At 32.7% G+C, this 21,248-nt stretch carries 23 protein-coding genes and 2 tRNA genes; 22 read left to right on the plus strand and 3 right to left on the minus strand.

The window, feature by feature from the left end; translation table 11 throughout:
• Positions 1 to 47: 47 nt before the first annotated feature.
• On the plus strand, positions 48 to 914 hold the full coding sequence (yidC, locus tag P3U32_RS03525) for a membrane protein insertase YidC (RefSeq protein ID WP_323704253.1): 867 nt from the start codon (positions 48 to 50) through the stop codon (positions 912 to 914).
• Between the two features lie 57 nt (positions 915 to 971).
• On the opposite strand, the gene P3U32_RS03530 is transcribed toward yidC, so the two are convergent.
• Both P3U32_RS03530 and cls read right to left on the minus strand, forming a co-directional pair.
• Positions 972 to 1,625: an HD domain-containing protein gene (locus P3U32_RS03530; RefSeq protein WP_323704254.1), complete on the minus strand. Its 654-nt coding sequence runs from the start codon at positions 1,623 to 1,625 to the stop codon at positions 972 to 974.
• A gap of 38 nt (positions 1,626 to 1,663) precedes the next feature.
• A complete protein-coding gene (gene cls, locus P3U32_RS03535) occupies positions 1,664 to 3,145 on the minus strand; it encodes a cardiolipin synthase (RefSeq protein WP_323704255.1) in 1,482 nt (493 codons plus the stop codon).
• Between the two features lie 148 nt (positions 3,146 to 3,293).
• Here cls and P3U32_RS03540 point away from each other — a divergent pair, with 148 nt between their 5' ends.
• Positions 3,294 to 3,497 (plus strand): copper ion binding protein, encoded by a 204-nt coding sequence (locus P3U32_RS03540; protein WP_323704256.1) that lies wholly within the window; start codon positions 3,294 to 3,296, stop codon positions 3,495 to 3,497.
• Between the two features lie 174 nt (positions 3,498 to 3,671).
• Entirely contained in the window at positions 3,672 to 3,806 is a 135-nt protein-coding gene (locus tag P3U32_RS03545; RefSeq protein WP_323704257.1) for an Lmo0850 family protein, read from the plus strand.
• 307 nt (positions 3,807 to 4,113) lie between these two features.
• Here P3U32_RS03545 and P3U32_RS03550 read toward each other — a convergent pair whose 3' ends face one another.
• On the minus strand, positions 4,114 to 5,325 hold the full coding sequence (locus P3U32_RS03550) for an FtsW/RodA/SpoVE family cell cycle protein (protein WP_323704258.1): 1,212 nt from the start codon (positions 5,323 to 5,325) through the stop codon (positions 4,114 to 4,116).
• A gap of 180 nt (positions 5,326 to 5,505) precedes the next feature.
• Between P3U32_RS03550 and P3U32_RS03555 the strand changes: the two genes are divergently transcribed.
• From P3U32_RS03555 to P3U32_RS03645, 19 genes are all read left to right on the plus strand, one after another.
• Positions 5,506 to 6,579: a D-alanine--D-alanine ligase gene (locus P3U32_RS03555; RefSeq protein ID WP_323704259.1), complete on the plus strand. Its 1,074-nt coding sequence runs from the start codon at positions 5,506 to 5,508 to the stop codon at positions 6,577 to 6,579.
• 8 nt (positions 6,580 to 6,587) lie between these two features.
• Positions 6,588 to 7,940: a UDP-N-acetylmuramoyl-tripeptide--D-alanyl-D-alanine ligase gene (locus P3U32_RS03560; protein ID WP_323704838.1), complete on the plus strand. Its 1,353-nt coding sequence runs from the start codon at positions 6,588 to 6,590 to the stop codon at positions 7,938 to 7,940.
• The gene (locus P3U32_RS03565) at positions 7,937 to 8,626 is read left to right on the plus strand and encodes an alpha/beta hydrolase (RefSeq protein WP_323704260.1); all 690 of its coding nucleotides are present in this window, start codon (positions 7,937 to 7,939) and stop codon (positions 8,624 to 8,626) included. The genes P3U32_RS03560 and P3U32_RS03565 overlap by 4 nt, the downstream gene beginning before the upstream one ends.
• Positions 8,627 to 8,791: 165 nt before the next feature.
• Complete coding sequence (locus tag P3U32_RS03570) at positions 8,792 to 10,333, plus strand: degradosome RNA helicase CshA (protein ID WP_323704261.1); 1,542 nt, start codon at positions 8,792 to 8,794, stop codon at positions 10,331 to 10,333.
• A gap of 98 nt (positions 10,334 to 10,431) precedes the next feature.
• Positions 10,432 to 10,911: a PH domain-containing protein gene (locus tag P3U32_RS03575; protein WP_323704262.1), complete on the plus strand. Its 480-nt coding sequence runs from the start codon at positions 10,432 to 10,434 to the stop codon at positions 10,909 to 10,911.
• Positions 10,901 to 12,415: a PH domain-containing protein gene (locus P3U32_RS03580; protein WP_323704263.1), complete on the plus strand. Its 1,515-nt coding sequence runs from the start codon at positions 10,901 to 10,903 to the stop codon at positions 12,413 to 12,415. Before P3U32_RS03575 ends, P3U32_RS03580 begins: the two co-directional genes overlap by 11 nt.
• The gene (locus P3U32_RS03585; RefSeq protein ID WP_323704264.1) at positions 12,405 to 12,872 is read left to right on the plus strand and encodes a PH domain-containing protein; all 468 of its coding nucleotides are present in this window, start codon (positions 12,405 to 12,407) and stop codon (positions 12,870 to 12,872) included. The genes P3U32_RS03580 and P3U32_RS03585 overlap by 11 nt, the downstream gene beginning before the upstream one ends.
• Before the next feature lie 28 nt (positions 12,873 to 12,900).
• Positions 12,901 to 13,257 (plus strand): holo-ACP synthase, encoded by a 357-nt coding sequence (gene acpS, locus P3U32_RS03590; protein WP_323704265.1) that lies wholly within the window; start codon positions 12,901 to 12,903, stop codon positions 13,255 to 13,257.
• A 57-nt stretch (positions 13,258 to 13,314) separates the two neighbouring features.
• On the plus strand, positions 13,315 to 14,463 hold the full coding sequence (gene alr, locus P3U32_RS03595; protein WP_323704266.1) for an alanine racemase: 1,149 nt from the start codon (positions 13,315 to 13,317) through the stop codon (positions 14,461 to 14,463).
• A gap of 77 nt (positions 14,464 to 14,540) precedes the next feature.
• Entirely contained in the window at positions 14,541 to 14,711 is a 171-nt protein-coding gene (gene mazE, locus P3U32_RS03600; RefSeq protein WP_323704267.1) for a type II toxin-antitoxin system antitoxin MazE, read from the plus strand.
• The gene (locus P3U32_RS03605; RefSeq protein ID WP_323704268.1) at positions 14,712 to 15,083 is read left to right on the plus strand and encodes a type II toxin-antitoxin system PemK/MazF family toxin; all 372 of its coding nucleotides are present in this window, start codon (positions 14,712 to 14,714) and stop codon (positions 15,081 to 15,083) included. It abuts the gene before it with no gap.
• Positions 15,084 to 15,185: 102 nt separating this feature from the next.
• Positions 15,186 to 16,190 (plus strand): PP2C family protein-serine/threonine phosphatase, encoded by a 1,005-nt coding sequence (locus P3U32_RS03610; protein ID WP_323704270.1) that lies wholly within the window; start codon positions 15,186 to 15,188, stop codon positions 16,188 to 16,190.
• A gap of 73 nt (positions 16,191 to 16,263) precedes the next feature.
• Positions 16,264 to 16,587 (plus strand): anti-sigma factor antagonist, encoded by a 324-nt coding sequence (locus P3U32_RS03615; protein WP_323704271.1) that lies wholly within the window; start codon positions 16,264 to 16,266, stop codon positions 16,585 to 16,587.
• Positions 16,588 to 16,591: 4 nt separating this feature from the next.
• Positions 16,592 to 17,068, plus strand: a complete 477-nt coding sequence (gene rsbW / locus P3U32_RS03620) for an anti-sigma B factor RsbW (protein WP_323704272.1) — start codon at positions 16,592 to 16,594, stop codon at positions 17,066 to 17,068.
• On the plus strand, positions 17,043 to 17,813 hold the full coding sequence (gene sigB, locus P3U32_RS03625; protein ID WP_323704273.1) for an RNA polymerase sigma factor SigB: 771 nt from the start codon (positions 17,043 to 17,045) through the stop codon (positions 17,811 to 17,813). Before rsbW ends, sigB begins: the two co-directional genes overlap by 26 nt.
• A 286-nt stretch (positions 17,814 to 18,099) precedes the next feature.
• Positions 18,100 to 20,253, plus strand: a complete 2,154-nt coding sequence (locus P3U32_RS03630; protein WP_323704274.1) for a Tex family protein — start codon at positions 18,100 to 18,102, stop codon at positions 20,251 to 20,253.
• Positions 20,243 to 20,698 (plus strand): SprT family protein, encoded by a 456-nt coding sequence (locus P3U32_RS03635; RefSeq protein WP_323704275.1) that lies wholly within the window; start codon positions 20,243 to 20,245, stop codon positions 20,696 to 20,698. The genes P3U32_RS03630 and P3U32_RS03635 overlap by 11 nt, the downstream gene beginning before the upstream one ends.
• Before the next feature lie 257 nt (positions 20,699 to 20,955).
• A tRNA-Leu gene (locus P3U32_RS03640) sits at positions 20,956 to 21,041 on the plus strand.
• A 28-nt stretch (positions 21,042 to 21,069) separates the two neighbouring features.
• Positions 21,070 to 21,143 (plus strand) — tRNA-Gly (locus P3U32_RS03645).
• The last annotated feature ends 105 nt before the right edge of the window (positions 21,144 to 21,248 follow it).

The raw sequence follows: 21,248 nt of genomic DNA on the forward strand, positions 1-21,248 counted from the left end.
CTATGATAGAATTACATTTATGTGAGTATATCAATAGAGGTGGAAAAATGAAGAAAAAAGCTTTGTGGCCATTATTATTTGGTGTGATGGTTGTGCTAGCAGGGTGTGATTATTCTAAACCTGAAAATAGGGATGGATTCTTTTATAATACATTTGTAAAACCAATGGATAGTTTAATACATTGGCTTGGTGCGAATTTAAATCACAATTACGGTCTAGCAATTATTTTAATTACTTTAATTGTACGTTTTGCGTTATTCCCATTTATGATGAAGACGTATAAGAATCAAAAGTTAATGCGTGAAAAAATGAAACTTGCTAAACCAGAAATGGAAGCAATTCAAGAGAAAGTAAAACGCGCACGTACGCAAGAAGAAAAAATGGCAGCGAATCAAGAAATGATGACATTGTATAAAAAACATGGTATTAATCCAATGAATATGGGTTGTTTACCAATCGTTATACAAATGCCTATCGTTATGGGACTATTCTATGTATTGAAATATCCAACACAAGGTGGAATTACAGAATATCCTCATTTCCTATGGTTTAATTTAACTGAACCTGATATTTTCATTACGATAATAGCGGGTATTATATATGCGTTACAAGCATATGTATCAATGAAGTATGCTAATGTTCCAGACGAACAGAAGAATATGATGAGAATGATGATGTTTATCTCTCCAATTATGATCATTTGGATGTCTTACATTTCAGCTTCAGCATTAGGTTTATATTGGGCTGTCGGTGGTGCATTCCTTGTAGTGCAAACATGGTTAGGTAATGTCTTCTACACTAAAAAAGTTGAAGAAGAGATGAAACCAATTATTGAAGCACACGAGAAGAACCAAGAAGAAGCAAATAAAGAAAAGAAACCAGCTAAGCTCGTTTCTAATAAGAAAAAGAAATAAGTTATTATTTAATAGCATATAAAAAACAGCGAATCGGCATATCGATTCGCTGTTTTTTTATTGTATATTCCATTCTTTATAAAATTGTTCTAAAAACTGTTCCATAAATTGGTGACGTTCTTCGGCAAGTTGTAAGCCTCTTTGTGTGTTCATGCCGTCTTTTAATAATAAGAGTTTTTCATAAAAATGATTTATTGCTGTGTTTGGTTCATTATGATATTGATCTTGATTTAACTCGCTTAAATTTCTAGGTGATTGACCAGAGATATGCATTGGTTCTTTGAAATGACCGGAATATTGGAAAGTTCGAGCAATGCCTATTGCACCAATTGCATCTATTCTATCTGCATCTTGAACGATTTTACCAGCTAGACTATTTAATTTACCGTGATTGTTTCCACCGTTAAAGCTGATATATTTAAGAATATGTGTAACTTCAGTTTGAATTTCATCTGATAACTGCATATCATTCATCCATTGATTGAGTTGGTGCCAAGCTTGATTAGGATCTTTGAATAATTTTTTATCCACAGTATCATGTAATAAACTCGCTAATTCAACTACAAATGTATCAACGTCTTCATTTGATGCAATATCTAACGCGTGATGTCTTACGCGCATGATGTGTTCTATATCATGACCAGTTGTATCATTTTGATGTATACGCTGAACGTATTGTTCAGCGTGTTTAATAATCTCAATTTTGTTCATGTTGTTCTCCTTAAGTAAGGTTCTCTAAAGCTGTTGGATTATAGTAATGGAGACAACAGTCTTGCGATGCCTTCTTTAAGTTTAATCCACGTACTTCTATTATCGTATTTTTCTACTGTAAGAACTGATGAATACGCCATATCACGTTCATATGCTAGGCGTGAATTTTTCGCGATTTCTTCATCGTATATGAATGCATTTACTTCAAAGTTAAGTACGAAACTTCTATTATCCATATTTGCTGTACCAATACTCACAACTTCATCATCTATCGCTACCATCTTAGTATGAATAAATCCATTTTCATAAATATGAACATTAACGCCTGCTTTAATTAAATCACCAACATTTGCGTAAGTTGCCCAATAAACAAAAGGATGATCAGGTTTGTTTGGAATCATAACATTAACATCGACACCTGAAAGGGCAGCAATCTTAATAGCATCTAAGAACGATAAATCAGGAATGAAATAAGGAGTTTGGATATAAATATGACGTTTTGCTTCTGAAATCATTTTTAAATAGCCGTATTTAATTTGTTCCCAATCTTCATCTGGACCACTCGATGCAATTTGGATACCAATCTTACCGCCGGAATCAACATCAGGGAAATATCTCGTATCATAACGCATTTTGTCACGTGTTGATTGTGAGTTCCAGTCCATCATAAATCTTAATTGAAGTGCATTTACAGAGTCACCTTCAAGTCTCAAATGTGTGTCTCTCCAGTACCCGAATTTTTTATCAAGGCCAAGGTATTCGTCGCCAACATTGAAACCGCCAACGTAACCAATTTTCCCATCAATCACGACAATCTTTCTGTGGTTTCTATTGTTCATTCTAAAATTAATTAACGGTAATTTAGAAGGGAAGAAACTGGCAACTTCGCCACCTTGTGCTCTGAATTTCTTGAATGAAGATAAGTTAAGTTTACGAGAACCCATGTCATCGTATAACATTTTAACTTCTAAACCTTCTTGTAATTTCTTTTCTAACTCATAAAGAATTTTCTTTCCTAAATTGTCCTTTTTAAAAATGTAATATTGAATGTGAATGTATTCTTCCGCATTTCTAATATCTTCGATGAGTGCATCAAATTTGTCATGACCATCAGTAAACATCTTCACTTTATTATCTGTTGTTAAGAAAGCAGAATTATTATATAAAAGCATATGTATCAAATGCTTATAATTAAATATTTCTGGTTTATCAATCTCAAAATTATTTTCATCTATGGCTTTAATTTGTTCATTGATGATATGTTCGAGACCGATTTTATCTTGCTCATCTAAGTTGAATATACTTTTGTTTTGAATTTGCCTACCGAATAATAAATAGAGTATGAACCCTAATATTGGAACAAATAATAATACAAGCAACCATGCCCATATTGCGCCAGCTTCTCTACGTTCTAAAAAGATGATTACAAATCCGAATACAACGTTTAATATAAAAGCTAGAATCAATAGCACTGATATTATAATGGAAAAATCAAATGAAAAATATGGGGGAAAGTTCATATCAATGCCTCCGTTTCTTTATCTTTTATCCAGTATAATACATTTAAAAACAAAATGAAAAGGTTGTAATTGACCAGCCTGGAACATATGAATATAATTGAATGAAAAGATATTAAATAATCTAAATTTATATATAGGAGTGTTAACTATGAAAGAACAAATTATTAATGTTGAAGGTATGTCATGTGCACATTGTAAACAAGCAGTAGAAGAATCTGTAGGACAATTAATTGGCGTAAGTGAAGTAGTTGCAAGTCCTGATGATAATCAAGTACGCGTTGTATATCAAGATCCAGCAAGTATCGATAATATTGAAAATGCAATCTTTGACGCAGGATATGAAGTTGTTTAAAGATAAAGTTTTAAAGAAACTGATTGTTAGTTGAAGCTAGCAGTCAGTTTTTTTGTATGAAATTAATAAATTAAACAAAAAAATTACAATATCGTCCAAATGAACTATAGTCAAATTGAATATTTTAGAGTAGAATGTACTTAAGGTATTTAATTTGAATAAGAGGTGGTACCCATGAATGAACCTAAGTCAAAGGTAAAGAATGTGGTCAAACTTTTATCATCATTAGGCGTAAACATAACAGAAACTAAGTCACGAATTGAAATCATGCGCAGTTTGCCGAATGTAGCTGCAAACAAATTGAAATAAATAATGGTGTATTTTAGGTAAGAGAGCTGAACGTCTATAGATGTTCAGCTCTTTTGTCTATCTATACAAATTTGAATAAAATTAGAATGATTCATTGAGATATCGTGCGATTAGGTGTCAAACGCACGAAGAGTTAGGGGTAAGAGCCGAGATATCTTTCTCATATTTCTACATAAAAACGACTGAGACAATATTGACTCAGTCGTTTTTATATTATTGGCAGTAGATGACTGAGTTGAAAATGCGCTTGTATCAAGCTTTTTTCAACTCTAGTCATCCTTGCCGGGGCGGGACTACGAAATCTTTTTTATAAATTAGATTTCTGTCCCTCTCCCTTTTTAGAAACTGTGAAAGCATCTTTTTCGTGATAGAAGATAGATAATAATATACCTACACCAGCCATTAATGACCAAAGTGCTGATCCTCCATAACTAATGAATGGTAATGGGATACCTGTAATTGGTAATAATTGAATTGTCATGCCTATGTTTTGTACAACATGGAACAATACGAATGATAGATAACCAATAATAAACATTACATTGAAAGGATGGCTTGTTGATGTTGCTAATCTAATTAAGTGTATAAATAAAGCTAAGAATATAAGTAACACAACCATAGTCCCTATAAATCCAAATTCTTCTCCGATGATTGAGAAAATAAAATCGGTATGGTTTTCTGGTATATAAACTTCACCATTATTTAAACCTTTACCAAATAATTGTCCAGAGCCAATTGCTTTTAATGATTCAGTTAAATGATAACCGTCTCCTGAACTATATGCATAAGGATCTAACCAAGAGTTGATACGACCGAGTTGATATGTTTTTATACCAGAGATTTTCTCGATGATACTTGGTTTAAAAATCATAAGCAAGATGAGACTTGACCCAATTGCGAATAATCCTATAAAAGCAGGTGCAAGTATTCTCCACGTAACACCTGAAACGATGATAATACCTAATATGATTGCCATTAACACTAAAGTAGTCCCTAAGTCATTCTGTAAAAGGATTAAGAGCATAGGTACACAAGCAGTAAGTGCGATTTTAATAAGTAAATTTAAATCTCTCGATAATGTTTTAGTGTAGGTGAATCGATTATGTTGATAAACGACATTTGCAAGTGCCAATATGAGTACAACTTTCATAAATTCGGAAGGTTGAATACTGATTGGACCAAGTCTGTACCAACTTTTAGCACCATTGATGACTGGTGTGAAACTTGATTCAGGTAACACAAGTAAACCAATAAGTGAGAGGTTACCAATTATGTATATAATCCATACATATTTACGTAATGTTTTAGGAGATATAAACATTAAAAATATCGCCAATATAAAGCCGAGTATGTAATATAAAATCTGTTTAGATAAGAAGTTTGTTTCATATTGTCCACCTGACATGGCAGAACTGATGATGAGACAACTTGTTCCAAACAGTAAAGCGATGATTGTTATTAAACGCCAATCAATTCGTTCTAAAAATGATTTATTTAATGTCCGAGTAGAAGTTTCCATTAAAATACTCCTTTAAATAACGCTGAATTTCATAATTTTCATTATAACTTGATTGTACATAAAGTTATACAATTTTGCTATTCACAAGTGAGTTATTTTCAAATTATTACAGTTGATAGGTGCATCAATGGTGGAAAACATGATAAAATGTAGGCTAATAATCTACATGGAGGCGTCTTTATGTCTAAAAAAAATATATGTATCATTTATGGTGGTAAAAGTGCTGAACACGATGTATCAATATTAACAGCACAAAATGTTATCAATGCAGTGGATTTCAATCAATTCATCGTTGATATCATTTATATCACTAATGATGGTGATTGGATCAAACGTGAGCAATCTATAAACGAGGAAATCACGGATATCGAACAACTTCGTTTAACAAGTGACGAGCTTACACCTATTTCTAAATTATTAGAGGTAAGTAATAATGGAGAAGCGTATAGTGCTGTATTTCCACTATTACATGGTCCAAACGGGGAAGATGGAACAATTCAAGGACTATTTGAAGTATTAGATATTCCTTACGTAGGGAATGGTGTACTAGCAGCATCAAGTTCTATGGATAAGCTAGTAATGAAACATTTATTTGCACATAGAGGATTACCTCAATTACCATATGTAAGCTTCCTGAAAAGTGAGTATGAAAAGTATGAGCATAATATAGTTGAATTAATTCAAAATAAATTAGAGTATCCAGTGTTTGTAAAACCAGCAAACCTTGGATCAAGTGTTGGTATTAGTAAATGTACTAATAAGGAAGAATTGATTTCAGGTATAGAAGAAGCATTTCAATTTGACCGCAAACTTGTTATTGAACAAGGTGTAGATGCTAGAGAAATTGAAGTTGCAGTATTAGGTAATGATTATCCGGAAACGACATTACCAGGTGAAGTCGTTAAAGATGTTCAGTTTTATGATTATAAATCTAAATACAAAGATGGCAAAGTTCAACTTCAAATTCCTGCTGATGTAGATGAAGAAACGGCTACGACTTTACGTAATATGGCTGTTGAAGCTTTTAAAGCAACAGATTGTTCAGGATTAGTAAGAGCGGATTTCTTCTTAACTGAAGACAACACAATTTATATAAATGAAACGAATGCAATGCCTGGGTTCACTCAATATAGTATGTATCCATTACTATGGGAGAACATGAACTTAAGTTACACTGAACTCATCACAAAGTTAATTGAGTTAGCGATAGAACGTTATAATAATAAGAAAGCTATTAAATACAAAATTGACTGAGGGTAAACATAATGAATATTAAATTAAGTCAGATCAAAGCATGGATAGACTGTGAAATTCCAACAGAATACTTAGATACTTTTGTAAATGGTACATGTATCGATTCTAGAAAAATAGAACAATCTAATTTATTTATTCCTTTTAAAGGTGAGCATGTAGATGGACACCGATTTGTTGCACAAACAATTGAGAGTGGTGCAGGGGCTTCATTTTGGCAAAAAGATGTTCCAAATCCACCTCAAGGTCCGATTATTCTAGTAGAAGATACACTGCAAGCTTTACAAGCACTAGCAAAAGCATACTTAAAACATGTGAATCCGAAAGTAGTTGCGATTACCGGTTCAAACGGAAAAACAACGACTAAAGATATGGTTGAATGTGTATTACGTCAATCATTTAAAGTGAAGAAAACACAAGGTAATTATAATAATGAAATTGGATGCCCGTTGACGATATTGGATTTAGATGCAGATACAGAAGTATCAATATTAGAAATGGGGATGAGTGGTTTTGGTGAAATTAAAGAATTGACCGAAATTGCTGAACCAGATGTCGCGATTATTACGAATATTGGTGAATCGCATATGCAAGATTTAGGATCTAGAGAGGGTATTGCTTCAGCGAAGTTTGAAATTACTGAAGGACTTAATGAAGAGGGCCTTTGTATTTGGGACGGAGATGAACCATTACTTAAACCACTTGTTGAAACGATGCAACATAAACATATATCAGTTGGATTGAATGATACGAATGATGTAAGTATTCATACATCTCAAATATCTAATAGTGGCATAAACTTTCAATTAAACAATGAACAATCGATTTACCATTTAAATATACTTGGTGAACATAACGTGAAAAACGCAACATATGCTATTCAAGTTGCGAAACACTTTGGTGTATCAGAAGATATCATTCAAGATGCTTTAAATCATTTGGAATTAACAGATATGAGAATGCAACGTATTGAAACTGAGAAATATGGTTTGTTCATTAATGATGCATACAATGCAAGTCCGACGAGTATGAAAGCAGCAATTGATACACTTCATAATATGGAACAAGATGCTAAAACACTTGTGCTTGCTGATGTTCTTGAATTGGGTGACATCAGTAAAGAAATGCATGAACAAGTTGGGGAATATTTATTAAATAAAGATATACAAACACTCATCACATATGGGGAAGAAGCGGCACATATATCAAATAAAGCACAGAATCATATCGCCCAAACGATTCACTTTGAAACAAAAGAAGAAATCGTTGAATATTTGAGTGAACATTTAGATTCAAACGCTGTGACATTATTTAAAGGTTCAAGAGGTATGGCGCTTGAAACAATTATTCAATCACTAACATGAAAATAGGAATCCTATTTTTACATGGTTATACAGGCGGGCGATACGAGTTACTTTCATTAATTGAATATTTAAGTGAACGCTATGACTTTATAATAGAAGCACCAGAATATCCAGGGCATGGCTTGAACTTATTAATTAAAGATACAGATGAACAAATGTGGTATGACAGAGCAGAACGTTCTTATAATTTATTAAGAAAGAAAGTTGATGTTGTAGTTGTCGTTGGATTTTCAATGGGAGGTATTATTGCTGGGTTGTTGGCGAAACTACAGCAACCAGATAAATTAGTAATGATTGCACCAGCCTTTGAAAACATGAACCTACAATATTTAATTCAGTCACCTTATAAATTTATTAACAACATGAGACACACTGATTTAAAAATCTTAGAATTCATGTTGTTTAGAACAATGAAAATCAGCTATCAATCATTTTTATCATTTAAGAAATTACAACAAAGTGCTTTGTACGTACCTGAACAAATAGATACGAAGACGTTAATCATTCATGGAACAATAGATGGACTTGTTCCAATTGATAAGTCGAGAACACTTGTAAAAAGAATAAAAAATGCAAGGCTCGTTGAAATTGAACGAGGACCACATGAAATTTGTTTATCAAAAGTTAATAAAAAAGTTTTTTACGAAGTTGAAAAATTTATATTTAAAAATGAATTAAAGAATTAAAACTGTACTAAATCCCATTTTAGTGCAGTTTTTTTATAGACAAATTCATGAAAATATAATGTAAACCACAATTCATGCGCATTGCGCTATTGTTAAAAGGGTGGTAGTATATAGAAGTTGAATAAAAAAGACGAGAAGAATTAACTATATAAAAGGAGAATTATTTTGCAAAAATTTAAAGAATTAGGTATTTCTGAAGCTACCTTAAATGCTTTGGACGGAATGGGCTTTACTGAGCCAACACCAATACAAGTTGAGAGTATTCCTCATACATTAAATGGAACGGACGTGCTTGGACAAGCACAAACTGGAACAGGAAAAACTGGTGCATTCGGTATCCCATTAATTGATAAAGTAGCAGATAAACAAGGTATCCAAGCGTTAATCCTTGCGCCAACACGTGAATTAGCAATGCAAGTTGCTGAACAATTACGTACTTTCAGTAAAGGACAAAATGTAAGTGTTGTAACTGTATTCGGTGGTATGCCAATCGATCGTCAGATTAAATCACTTAAAAAAGGTCCACAAATTGTTGTTGGTACACCTGGACGTGTCATCGATCACTTAAATAGAAGAACATTAAAGACAGAAACGATTTCTACTTTAATTTTAGATGAAGCAGATGAAATGATGAACATGGGCTTTATAGATGATATGAGATTTATAATGTCTAAACTTCCATCTGAGAATCGTCAAACTTTACTATTCTCTGCAACGATGCCAAAAGCAATTCAAGAATTAGTTCAAAAATTCATGAAGAGTCCTAAAATCGTTAAAACAATGTCTAATGAAATGTCAGATCCTCAAATTGACGAGTATTATACAATTGTTAAAGAACTTGAGAAATTTGAAACATTCACTAATTTATTAGATGTTCAAAACCCAGAATTAGCAATCGTATTCGGTCGTACAAAACGTCGTGTCGATGAGTTAACAAGTGCTTTAATCACTAAAGGTTACCGTGCTGAAGGATTACACGGTGATATTACTCAAGCTAAACGTTTAGAAGTATTGAAGAAATTCAAAAATGACCAAATCGATATTCTTGTTGCTACAGACGTAGCTGCACGTGGTTTGGATATTTCTGGTGTAAGTCATGTTTATAACTTTGATATCCCTCAAGATACTGAAAGTTATACTCACCGTATTGGACGTACTGGTAGAGCTGGTAAACAAGGTGCAGCTGTTACTTTCGTTAATCCAGTTGAAATGGATTATATTCGTCAAATCGAAAAAGCTAACAAACGTCAAATGACAGCTTTACGTCCACCAACACCAGGTGAAGTAATGCAAGCTAAAGAATCAGACGTTAAAGCAAAAGTTAAAGGTTGGGTAGAAACACCAACTGAAGCGCGTATTGAAAAAATTGCTGAAGAATTGATTAAAGAATATGGCGATCAAAAATTAGTTGCTGCATTATTACAAGAGTTAATTACATCAAATAACGATGCAGACGTACAATTAACATTTGAAAAACCATTATCTAAAAAATCAGGTCAAAGAGGTAGAGGCAACCGTGGCGGTGGTAACAATAAATCACGCGGTGGTTCTAGAACAAGATTTGATGGTAAAAATAAACGCCGTGATAACGATAAAAATAGTAAAAATAATAATTTTGATCGTAACAAAGGCAAAAATAATAAATCATCAAAACCACGTTCAAAAAAACAATTCTCAGGTAGAACATTCGCTGAGCATTCAAAATAAATAACACTTTAATTTGATAAATCTAAGGCTAGGGCACTTGTGTCCTGGTCTTTTTTTTATGATATAATACACTTAAATTACACAATAGAGGAGATTATATGTACAAACCAATACTCGACAACAAAATGCCAAGACAGTCTATAAAATACGAGTATCTGTTACATTTTTTTAATGTTATTTTTATCATTTTATTTTTTAGTGTGTTCGTATTTTTATGGCGCCACTTTGATTGGTGGTCTTTTTTAATTTATCCTGTTCTCATTTTAGTTTTAGCAATCATTATTTTTGGCTTTATAAAACCAGTCATTATTTTGAGGCAGACTTCTTTTGAAGTAGGAGATAAATTTTTAGAAATTCAAAGAGGATTATATTTTCAAGAAAGGCATTTGCAACCGTATGACCGAATACAGTTTGTGAAAGTAAAACATGGTCCTTTATCAAGAATGTTTGATTTATATTTTATAGTGATTATGACTGCAGGTAGTATGAAAATCTTACCAATGGTCAATCGAGAAATAGCAGATCAAACGAGAATGAAGATTATGGCAAAAGTTAAAGAGGTGACAGATGATGTTTAAACCTCAAAAATTACATCCCATTTCATATGTGAGTGGATTCTTTACAAATTTAAAGCAGAATATCTTACCTTTAGTGATTGCTATTGGATTAATTGCAACGCGTGGATTGGACAATATAGGTGACCTCATTATTCCATTATGTATTATTTTGTTTTCGTTAATAGGTAGTGTATTCAGAGGAATTAAGATTTTTTATACGCGATACTGGATTGAAAATAATCAATTAATCGTTACGTGGGGTGTCTTTTCTAAAAATAGAAAAGAACTCAATATAGAGAGGATTCAATCCGTAGATACTTCTCAAAACTTTGTGCATCAATTACTTGGCGGGGTCAGTTTAAGCGTGATAACACCGAGTGATGGTGTAGAATTAGATACAATTACGAAAAAACAAAGTGAACAAATTAGTAAGTACCTTAAAGAGAAAAAGTTAGAACTTAAGCAAAATGACGAAGAATTGAATAGTGCGTCAACAATCGTTCAAGAAGAACGAGAAGAAACGAGTAAACCTGAAAAGAAAGAAAAGGAACTTTATTTTCAACTTTCAACTAAATCGTTGATGCAAATGAGTTTTACTAGTGGAGGAATCTTCATTGTATTTGCAGCGCTTAGTTCATTGATGGGTCTAATTACCCAATTTTTAGATATAGGGAAGATAATAAGTCCTCTATTTGAACAAGTAGTTAACTTTGCTACGGTCATGATAATACTTAGTTTTATATTTATTTTATTGAGCTATATTATTGGTTCACTCATTGTATTTATTAGATATTATAAGTACAATCTTACGTTTGATGGAGAACTTTTAACGATTAAATATGGTTTATTTACGGTTAAAAAGAGATCTATTCCAATTAAACGGATTCAAGCGCTTAAAGAGGAAGAATCATTATTTAGAAGAATATTTGGTTTTACAAGTATTTCTGCCATAATTACTTCAGATGGTTCGTTTGAGAAAAACGAAGAAGATAATATAGGTGATGTTGTGATATTACCATTCATTAAAAAGAAACAAGCATATGATTTATTAGAGGAAATGATCCCTCAATTTGAATTCAGTGAAGTTGATAAAGTATTACCAAAACAAGGTATACGTAGGCGTGTATTTATTCCTACCATATTTATTCTTGCAGTTACGATACCTATCCAAATTTATTTATGGTCTTATGTTTGGATAGTTGGATTAGCTTTATTTATCATTTTGATGGTTTATGCATTAGTGGAAACATTGAAATCAGGATACAAGGTGCTTGATGATTCGATTGTTATTTTAAATGCTTCGCCATTACGATATACAACAACCTGGGTGAATAGAGATAAAATTTTAACCTTTATGCTAAATGAAAACCCAATTATTAAGCGACAAGATATCGCACATTTTGATATTCATATTGCATATGGGCATGGCATGATGTCAAAAGGGTTAAAATTCATTAATAAACAAGACGCTTTAAAGATTTATAGTTGGTATAGTAATGATGGAGGTGTTGATCATGCTTCCTAGATATAGAATGAATAAACAAGGCATGAATGTGGAAAGAATTGTTACATTCATACCTGTAATAATACTTTTATTTATTGCGATAAGTATGTTTATATTAAGTACTTATTGGTGGCAATGGTTGTCTCATTGGTATTCAATAATACCTTTAGGATTAGCGGTTGTTTTGGCTATATATGGAATGGTTATCAAACCTTACTATATGTATCAAAACTTTAGATATGAAGTTCAAGAAGATGAAATTAATGTTAAATCAGGTATATTTATGATAGAAGAAACGATGATACCGATAGGAAGAATTCAAAATGTTGATTTGTATGAAGGTTTTATCATGAGAAAATTTAAATTAGCAAACATTACCTTATCAACAGCAGGTGGTCGTGTAGAAATTAAATATCTACATAGAGATAAGGCAAATCAAATAAAATTATCAATTCAAAATAGAATCAAAGTCGAGTAATATTAATTAGAAAATGAAGGTGTTTATTTTGATTCATGGTGTAGGTATAGATTTAGTGGAGATTGCACGTATACGCGATTGGTATGTTAAACGACCAGCAATGGCGGAAAAGATACTAACAGAAGATGAACTACAAATCTTTAATGCAATAAGTTTAGAAAAAAGAAAAATTGAATTTATAGCTGGTAGATTTGCCGTTAAAGAAGCTTTTACTAAAGCAATGGGCACAGGGTTAGGTAAAGACTTTGGATTTCATTCCATTAATTGTTTACCTGATTCGAATGGTAAACCAGAAATAAGATTGGAAGGATATAGTATTTTTCCTTCTATTACACATACTGACCATTATGCCGAAGCAATTGTCATTATAGAAAGAGAAACATAAGCATAAATGATATCATTATGATAAAATACAAATATTATAAGAGGAGGTGCCTTGCTGTTGTCCGAAAAATATTATAGGCCAACTTATATCAATGTTGATTTAAAGGCGATATTAGAAAATTATCAAGCAGTAGGCCGTTTACACCCAAACAAAAAAATTATGGCGGTTGTTAAAGCGAATGGTTATGGTTTAGGGAGTATACCCATTGCCACATACTTAATGAATGAAGGTGTGGACTTCTTTGCTGTTGCTACATTAGATGAAGCAATTGAGTTAAGAATGCATGGTATTAAAGCAAAGATATTAGTATTAGGTGTGATTAATACAGAAGATATTAATAAAGCCGTACAACATAGAGTAGCCTTAACAGTACCATCTGAAGCATGGTTAACAGATGCAATTGAAAACTTAAATGACGATATTGAAAAACCACTTTGGATGCATGTAAAAATAGATACTGGTATGGGTAGAATTGGATTAAGAGATATTCATGATTATCAAAAAGTTGTAAATACGATTGATCAGCATGAACGACTAATCTTTGAAGGTGTGTACACACATTTCGCTTCAGCAGATGAACCGAATGATTATTCAAAAAAACAATATGAATTGTTCGAGGAATTTGTACAATCTTCACAAATACCAGAATACGTACATTCTCAGAATTCAGCAGGTGCATTAAGATATGATGCGTCAATTTGTACAGCTGTGAGATTCGGTATATCTTTATATGGATATTATCCTTCAAAATATATACAAGAAATTTCTAATTTGAAATTAAAACCTGCAGCACAACTTGTCACTGAAATCGTGCATACGAAATATATCGAACCAGGTGAATCTGTAAGTTATGGTACGACGTATACAGCTGAAGAAGGTATTAAAGTTGCAACACTACCGATTGGATATGCAGATGGCTATTTAAGAAAAATGCAAAACACATTGGTCAATGTCGGTGGTAAAAACTGTCGTGTGATTGGACGCGTTTGTATGGATCAAACGATGATAGAAGTTCCAGATGATGTTAAAGTTGGAGACAAAGTGATCTTAATGGATAACAAAGTCGATTCTGAACAATCAGCGGAAAAGATTGCAGAAACGCTAGAAACGATTAATTATGAAGTGCTTTGTAATTTGAAAAAGAGGTTACCTCGCATTTATGACGATGGTGAAAAAGTTGAAGTCACTAACGAATTGTTAAAATAGCATAGTCAAATTGAGTTACATTTGTTATGATATGAATAACATATTCAACATTTAATTTTGATCTGGAGGTATTTGTTATGACGTCTTTAACGCAAAATCGTACGCAAAGTTTAGAACAAACACTGAAAGAAGGATATCGTTCCATGGCTGACTTGAATCTCTCCCTTGCTTCTGAAGCTTACTATATCGAATGCGAAGCTTGTGATTGCAACGAATCACACTTAGCATCTCATCAGCAAGGTGAATAAATGAGAAGAGGCGATGTATATCTCGCAGATTTGTCACCAGTAACTGGTTCTGAACAAGGGGGAACAAGACCAGTCGTCATTATTCAAAATGATACAGGGAATAGATATAGCCCGACTGTGATTGTAGCAGCTATTACTGGCAAGATAAATAAAGCTAAAATACCTACACATGTGGAAATTGAAGCTGCGAAATATAAACTAGATAGAAATTCAGTTATATTACTTGAACAAATAAGAACCATTGATAAGAAACGATTAAAAGAAAAACTCACATATTTATCTGATGCAAAGATGAAAGAGGTTGATTCAGCTATAGCAGTCAGCCTTAATCTAACTTTGCAACAAAGGTTTGATGCATTAGGTAATACATAAAAAATACCATAATGTTTTAGAAGCGGTTAGAGACTTTTAAAACATCCTCCGCTTTAGGATAAACCTAAAGCTTTTTTAGTCCAATAGAAATGAGGTGACTTTGTGTCAGAGCAAAAAAAGCAACAGTATCAGCAATTATTAATGGAATACGTTAATACATCTGATGACCAAATACTATCTGAATGTCAAACGTACTCGAATGATGCGATTGAAGAAGATATTTCTCCAGAGGAAATTGTACAATTGCATCTAGAAATAATAAACAGTGATCAAAGTCTTTCTAAATCACATATTGTTCGTTCTTTTGACGTGCTACTTGAAGTCATTATAGGTTATGGATTTACATATCGAGATTATAAGAAGTTATTAAACAAAATTAAAATACATGATAAAGAGATGGAAGTCGCATCAAGTCTTCAACAAACGATGCTAAAGCCACAAATACCTCAATTTGATAGTATTCAAATTGGGGCGATTTCTGTGCCTGCTAATAAAGTAAGCGGTGATTATTTCAACTTAATTGATCACAACGACGGTACGATGAGCTTTGCGGTTGCTGATGTTATTGGGAAAGGTATTCCAGCAGCATTAGCGATGAGTATGATTAAATTTGGAATGGACTCTTATGGTCATTCACAATTACCTAGCGATGGTTTAAAGAGATTAAACCGTGTAGTTGAAAAGAACGTAAACCAAAATATGTTTGTTACGATGTTCTATGGTCTTTATGAAGAAATAAATAATATGTTGTACTATAGTTCGGCTGGACATGAACCTGGTTATATTTTTAGAAATGAAACAGGCGAATTTATTGAAATGTCTGAGCGTGGCATCGTACTTGGCGTTAACAAACATACAAGATATAAACAGAGCGAAATTAAGATTGAATTACAAGATATGATTATCGTATTTACAGATGGCGTAACAGAGTTAAGAAATCAGCAGAATGAATTTATAAAAACATCGGATTTGTTAAATATGATTAATGAACATAAGCAACTTCATCCGCAAGACATTGTTCAAATATTATATGAAGAACTCGTTAAATTACAAAATCCGAATAAACGAGATGACTTAACAATACTCATCGTAAAACGTGTAAAATAAAAAAGATTAAAAAAATCATTAACGGGTATAAACTAATGATGAAAGTCTAATATATTTAGGGGTGTAACAAGGAATGAATCTTAACATTGAAACAACAGAGCATGAAAATCATTACGAAATAAAAGTTGGCGGAGAACTAGATGTTTATACAGCGCCAGAATTAGAAGAAGTATTACAACCAATTAGACAACAAGGTACACACGATATACATGTAAATTTAGAAAATGTAAGCTATATGGATTCTACCGGTTTAGGTTTATTTGTTGGCACATTAAAATCACTCAATGAACACGACAAATCACTATATGTGCTTGGTGTATCTGAAAGAATTGAGCGACTATTTGACATTACTGGTCTAAAAGAATTAATGCATGTCAACAAAGGAACGGAGGTATAAAAAGATGACATCTAACTATGATTATATAGAGATGAGATTCCCAGCTGCCCCAGAATATGTAGGTTTAGTCAGACTGACTTTATCTGGCGTGTTTAATAGAGCAGGTGCTTCATATGAAGACATAGAAGATTCGAAAATAGCTGTTTCAGAAGCAGTAACAAATGCAGTGAAACATGCTTATAGTGAAAATGTTCAAGGTGAAATCCTTATTGGATATCTTGTTTTTGAAGATAAGATAGAAATCATTGTTTCTGATTCAGGTAAGAGCTTCAATTATGATGAAGCTAAAAAAGTACTTGGACCTTATCAAGAAAGCGATAATATCAACTTCTTAAGACAAGGTGGACTAGGTCTATTCCTTATTGAATCATTAATGGACGAAGTAAGTGTTCAAAAGGATGCTGGTGTTACTATAAGTATGACAAAGTATTTATCTAAAGAGCAGGTGCAAACACATGACGGAAGAGTCCAAAGCTTATAAAGACGTTTCTCCAGAAGATATAAACGCGTGGATTGCAGATTATCAAGAAAATAATAATGATCAAGCACAAGAAAAGCTCGTATTACATTATCAAAAGTTAGTCGAATCACTCGCATATAAATATTCAAAAGGACAAGCACATCATGAAGATTTAGTTCAAGTAGGTATGCTTGGTCTGTTAGGTGCAATTAAAAGGTTTGACGTTTCTTTTGAACGAAAATTCGAAGCTTTCTTAGTCCCAACTGTCATTGGAGAAATAAAAAGATATCTAAGAGATAAAACATGGAGTGTGCATGTACCAAGACGAATTAAAGAAATTGGTCCTAATATAAAAAAGGCCAATGAAGAATTAACGAATGAACTCGGACGTTCTCCCAAAATTATTGAAATCGCAAATAAACTAAATGTTTCAGAAGAAGAAGTACTTGAAGCGATGGAAATGGGTCAAAGTTATAATGCATTGAGTGTAGACCATTCCATAGAAGCAGATAAGGATGGATCGACTGTTACATTATTAGATATAATGGGTGAAACGGAAGATGGTTATGATTTAACTGAAAAAAGGATGATATTAGAAAAAATACTTCCAATATTATCTGATAGAGAAAGAGAGATTATTCAATACACCTTTATCTCAGGCTTGAGTCAAAAAGAGACCGGTGAAAAGATTGGTCTCAGTCAAATGCATGTATCTAGGCTACAACGTACTGCAATTAAAAAATTAAAAGAAGCAGCAATGAAATAATATATAATGACATCATTAAATATAAAGTAAGATAGACAAGTGGCTGGGACATAATGTAATGTCTCAGCCACTTGTCTATCTTGGCAGTAGATGACTGAGTTAAAAATACGCTTGTATCAAGCTTTTTTTAACTCTAGTCATCCTTGCCGTGGCGGGACTACGAAATCTATTGATATAAATTAGATTTCTGTCCCGCTCCCTTTTTGTTTAAATGTAGCTGTGATATCGACTAGGGATAAAGTGAAATTATGTTAAAATATAATATAACTACTTTTAGGAGGAAATTATGAATCAAGAATTAATAGATATTATAAAAAATAATCATCCTTTTACTGAAAAGCAAATTAAAACAGTGCTCGAATTATTAGAGGATAAAAATACAGTACCTTTCATAGCACGATATAGAAAGGAATTAACTGGTGGACTTGATGAAGTTGAAATCAAACTGATTGAAAACGAATATACATATGCAGTTAACTTGCATAAAAGAAAAGAAGAAGTCATTCGCCTTATTGAAGAGCAAGGGCTTTTAACAGAAACATTAAAGTCAGATATTCTTAAGCAAACAAAGTTACAAAGAATTGAAGATTTATATAGACCATTTAAGAAGAAGAAAAAGACAAGAGCAACAGAAGCCAAAAGAAAAGGCTTGGAACCATTAGCTACTTGGATTATAGATGGAACTGGATCAGAATCATTAACTGATGTTGCAGCTCAATATATAACTGAAGAAGTAAAAACTGTTGAAGATGCTATTAAAGGTGCACAAGATATCATTGCTGAAAATGTATCAGATGAACCGAAATATCGTAAATACATTTTGAATAAGATTGAAAGCACAGGTAAATTAACAACAGAGAAGAAGAAAAAAGCCGAAGATGAAAAGAACGTCTTTGAAATGTATTATGCATACGTGGAACCTTTAAAGAAAATTGTACCTCATAGAGTATTAGCGATTAATCGTGGTGAATCTGAAGGAATATTAAAAGTAAGTTTTGAAATTGATACAGAAAATCTCAATACATATTTAATGACTCAATATGTACGTAATGGCCATAAACATAGTGAATTTATTAAAGAAGCCATTGAAGATAGTTTGAAACGATTGATTTTACCTTCTATAGAAAGAGAGATTAGAAGTGAACTTACTCAAAAAGCAGAGACACATGCGATTGAGATATTCTCAGAGAATTTAACGAATCTATTATTACAAGCGCCATTAAAAGGTAAAACAATTCTTGGTTTAGATCCAGCATATCGAACAGGGTGTAAATTAGCAGTCATTAATGAATATGGTTCATTCGTAGACAAAAATGTTATTTATCCGCATCCACCAGTATCTAAAACTGATCAAGCGGAGAAGATATTTATTGAAATGATTAATAAACACGACATTGAACTTGTTGCTATTGGTAATGGAACTGCAAGTAGAGAGTCTGAGCAATTTGTTGCAGAAATGATTAAAAAACATCAATTGAAGTGTCAGTTCGTTATTGTAAATGAAGCGGGTGCGTCTGTATATTCTGCTTCAGACATTGCAAGAGCTGAATTCCCTGATTTTAAAGTAGAAGAAAGAAGTGCTGTTTCAATAGGTAGAAGAATACAAGATCCATTGAGTGAATTGGTTAAAATAGATCCTAAGTCAATTGGTGTAGGTCAATATCAACATGACGTAAATCAAAAAGCATTAGGCGAAACTTTGAAATTTGTAGTTGAAACCGCAGTTAACCAAGTTGGCGTTGATGTGAATACAGCTTCTTCCTCACTTTTAAGCTACGTTTCAGGATTAAGTAATACAGTAGCAAATAACATTATTAAGTTTAGAGAAGAAAAAGGTGCGATCACTCATCATTCTGAAATCGCAAATGTACCAAGGCTTGGTAATAAGACGTTTGAACAAAGTATTGGATTCCTTAGAATTCTTGATGGTACAGAACCATTAGACAAAACAGCAATCCACCCAGAAAGTTATCAAGCAGCGTATACGTTAATTAAACACGTAGGGCTATCTAAACAAGATATTGGAACGAAAGTATTAAAAGAAAAGTTAAATGAACTTGATTTAGATACTACAAGTAAGGAGCTAAATATAGGAATTCCTACTCTTGAAGATATCATTGCTTCATTAATTGCACCATTACGAGATCCACGAGATGAGTTTGAGACACCTATTTTAAAATCTGATGTGTTATCAATGGAAGATTTAAAACCTAATATGGCACTTAGTGGAACAGTAAGAAATGTAGTAGACTTTGGTGCATTTGTTGATATCGGAGTTAAACAAGATGGATTGGTACACATTTCTAAATTATCAAAAGGTTACGTTAAACATCCTATGAACGTTGTAAGCGTTGGTGATATTGTTGATGTATGGGTACTAGATGTAAATCAAGAAAAGCAAAAAGTATCATTAACGATGATAGATCCAAATGGACAATAACGAATTACAGGTACTCGTACAAAGTATATCCGATGAACATTTTGGAAAACCTTTTAAGCATACAGCATTATTTAATAGAAGATTGAAGACAACAGGTGGACGCTATCTACTTAGCTCACATAATATAGAAATAAATCCACAGCAGCATGAATATTTTGGAGACGAAGCGCTAGTTGAGATTATAAAACATGAACTTTGTCATTATCATTTACATTTAGAAGGAAAAGGATATAAGCATCGAGACAATGATTTCAAGGAGTTAAGTCAAGAAGTAGGTGCGCCTCGTCATTGTAAAGCAGTTCAAAGTTACGATGAAAGAGCGAATTATATATATGAATGTAAGGATTGTGAAATTGAGTTTAAGCGAATAAGAAGCGTTAATACTAAGAAATATAGATGTGGACGTTGTGGTGGAAAGTTAATATTAAAGTTAAAATTAACGTAAATAGAAGTACTACACTTATAATTCGAAGTGTAGTACTTTTTTTTGAAAAAAATACGAAAAATCTGTTGACGGAATACGTGATTCGTCGTATGATAGTTTACGTTGCTTAAACAAAACGAAACAAATTTGAAACAGAAATAACGAATGTAAAATTACATTTAAAAGTTATGAAAATTTATTGACATTGTAAATGTAACGTAATATAATTAATGACAGTCACTTGAACAACGAATTGATATAAGTGCTGCAGACCATGCGCGGTCGTGGCGGAATGGCAGACGCGCTAGGTTGAGGGCCTAGTGGGAGTAATCCCGTGGAGGTTCAAATCCTCTCGGCCGCACCAATCATCAATTTAATACTATATATCTTATGCGGGTGTAGTTTAGTGGTAAAACCTCAGCCTTCCAAGCTGATGTTGTCGGTTCGATTCCGATCACCCGCTCCAATTATTTTTTAAAATGAACATTGAAAACTGAATGACAATATGTCAACGTTAATTCCAATAATTTGAGTACTATTAGTACTTTCAAGAGTGATTGGCTTAACCAAT

Source organism: Mammaliicoccus sp. Dog046 (assembly GCF_034039665.1).
Classification (GTDB): domain Bacteria; phylum Bacillota; class Bacilli; order Staphylococcales; family Staphylococcaceae; genus Mammaliicoccus.

Excerpts from the sequence above, each read along its gene's own strand:
- P3U32_RS03530 (WP_323704254.1), bottom strand. The coding sequence starts at position 1,625 with ATGAACAAAATTGAGATTATTAAACACGCTGAACAATACGTTCAGCGT.
- P3U32_RS03635 (WP_323704275.1), top strand. The coding sequence starts at position 20,243 with ATGGACAATAACGAATTACAGGTACTCGTACAAAGTATATCCGATGAA.
- P3U32_RS03545 (WP_323704257.1), top strand. The coding sequence starts at position 3,672 with ATGAATGAACCTAAGTCAAAGGTAAAGAATGTGGTCAAACTTTTATCA.
- P3U32_RS03575 (WP_323704262.1), top strand. The coding sequence starts at position 10,432 with ATGTACAAACCAATACTCGACAACAAAATGCCAAGACAGTCTATAAAA.
- sigB (WP_323704273.1), top strand. The coding sequence starts at position 17,043 with ATGACGGAAGAGTCCAAAGCTTATAAAGACGTTTCTCCAGAAGATATA.
- mazE (WP_323704267.1), top strand. The coding sequence starts at position 14,541 with ATGACGTCTTTAACGCAAAATCGTACGCAAAGTTTAGAACAAACACTG.
- P3U32_RS03550 (WP_323704258.1), bottom strand. The coding sequence starts at position 5,325 with ATGGAAACTTCTACTCGGACATTAAATAAATCATTTTTAGAACGAATT.
- P3U32_RS03540 (WP_323704256.1), top strand. The coding sequence starts at position 3,294 with ATGAAAGAACAAATTATTAATGTTGAAGGTATGTCATGTGCACATTGT.
- P3U32_RS03585 (WP_323704264.1), top strand. The coding sequence starts at position 12,405 with ATGCTTCCTAGATATAGAATGAATAAACAAGGCATGAATGTGGAAAGA.
- P3U32_RS03555 (WP_323704259.1), top strand. The coding sequence starts at position 5,506 with ATGTCTAAAAAAAATATATGTATCATTTATGGTGGTAAAAGTGCTGAA.
- P3U32_RS03565 (WP_323704260.1), top strand. The coding sequence starts at position 7,937 with ATGAAAATAGGAATCCTATTTTTACATGGTTATACAGGCGGGCGATAC.
- yidC (WP_323704253.1), top strand. The coding sequence starts at position 48 with ATGAAGAAAAAAGCTTTGTGGCCATTATTATTTGGTGTGATGGTTGTG.
- P3U32_RS03615 (WP_323704271.1), top strand. The coding sequence starts at position 16,264 with ATGAATCTTAACATTGAAACAACAGAGCATGAAAATCATTACGAAATA.
- P3U32_RS03630 (WP_323704274.1), top strand. The coding sequence starts at position 18,100 with ATGAATCAAGAATTAATAGATATTATAAAAAATAATCATCCTTTTACT.
- rsbW (WP_323704272.1), top strand. The coding sequence starts at position 16,592 with ATGACATCTAACTATGATTATATAGAGATGAGATTCCCAGCTGCCCCA.
- cls (WP_323704255.1), bottom strand. The coding sequence starts at position 3,145 with ATGAACTTTCCCCCATATTTTTCATTTGATTTTTCCATTATAATATCA.
- P3U32_RS03605 (WP_323704268.1), top strand. The coding sequence starts at position 14,712 with ATGAGAAGAGGCGATGTATATCTCGCAGATTTGTCACCAGTAACTGGT.
- P3U32_RS03580 (WP_323704263.1), top strand. The coding sequence starts at position 10,901 with ATGATGTTTAAACCTCAAAAATTACATCCCATTTCATATGTGAGTGGA.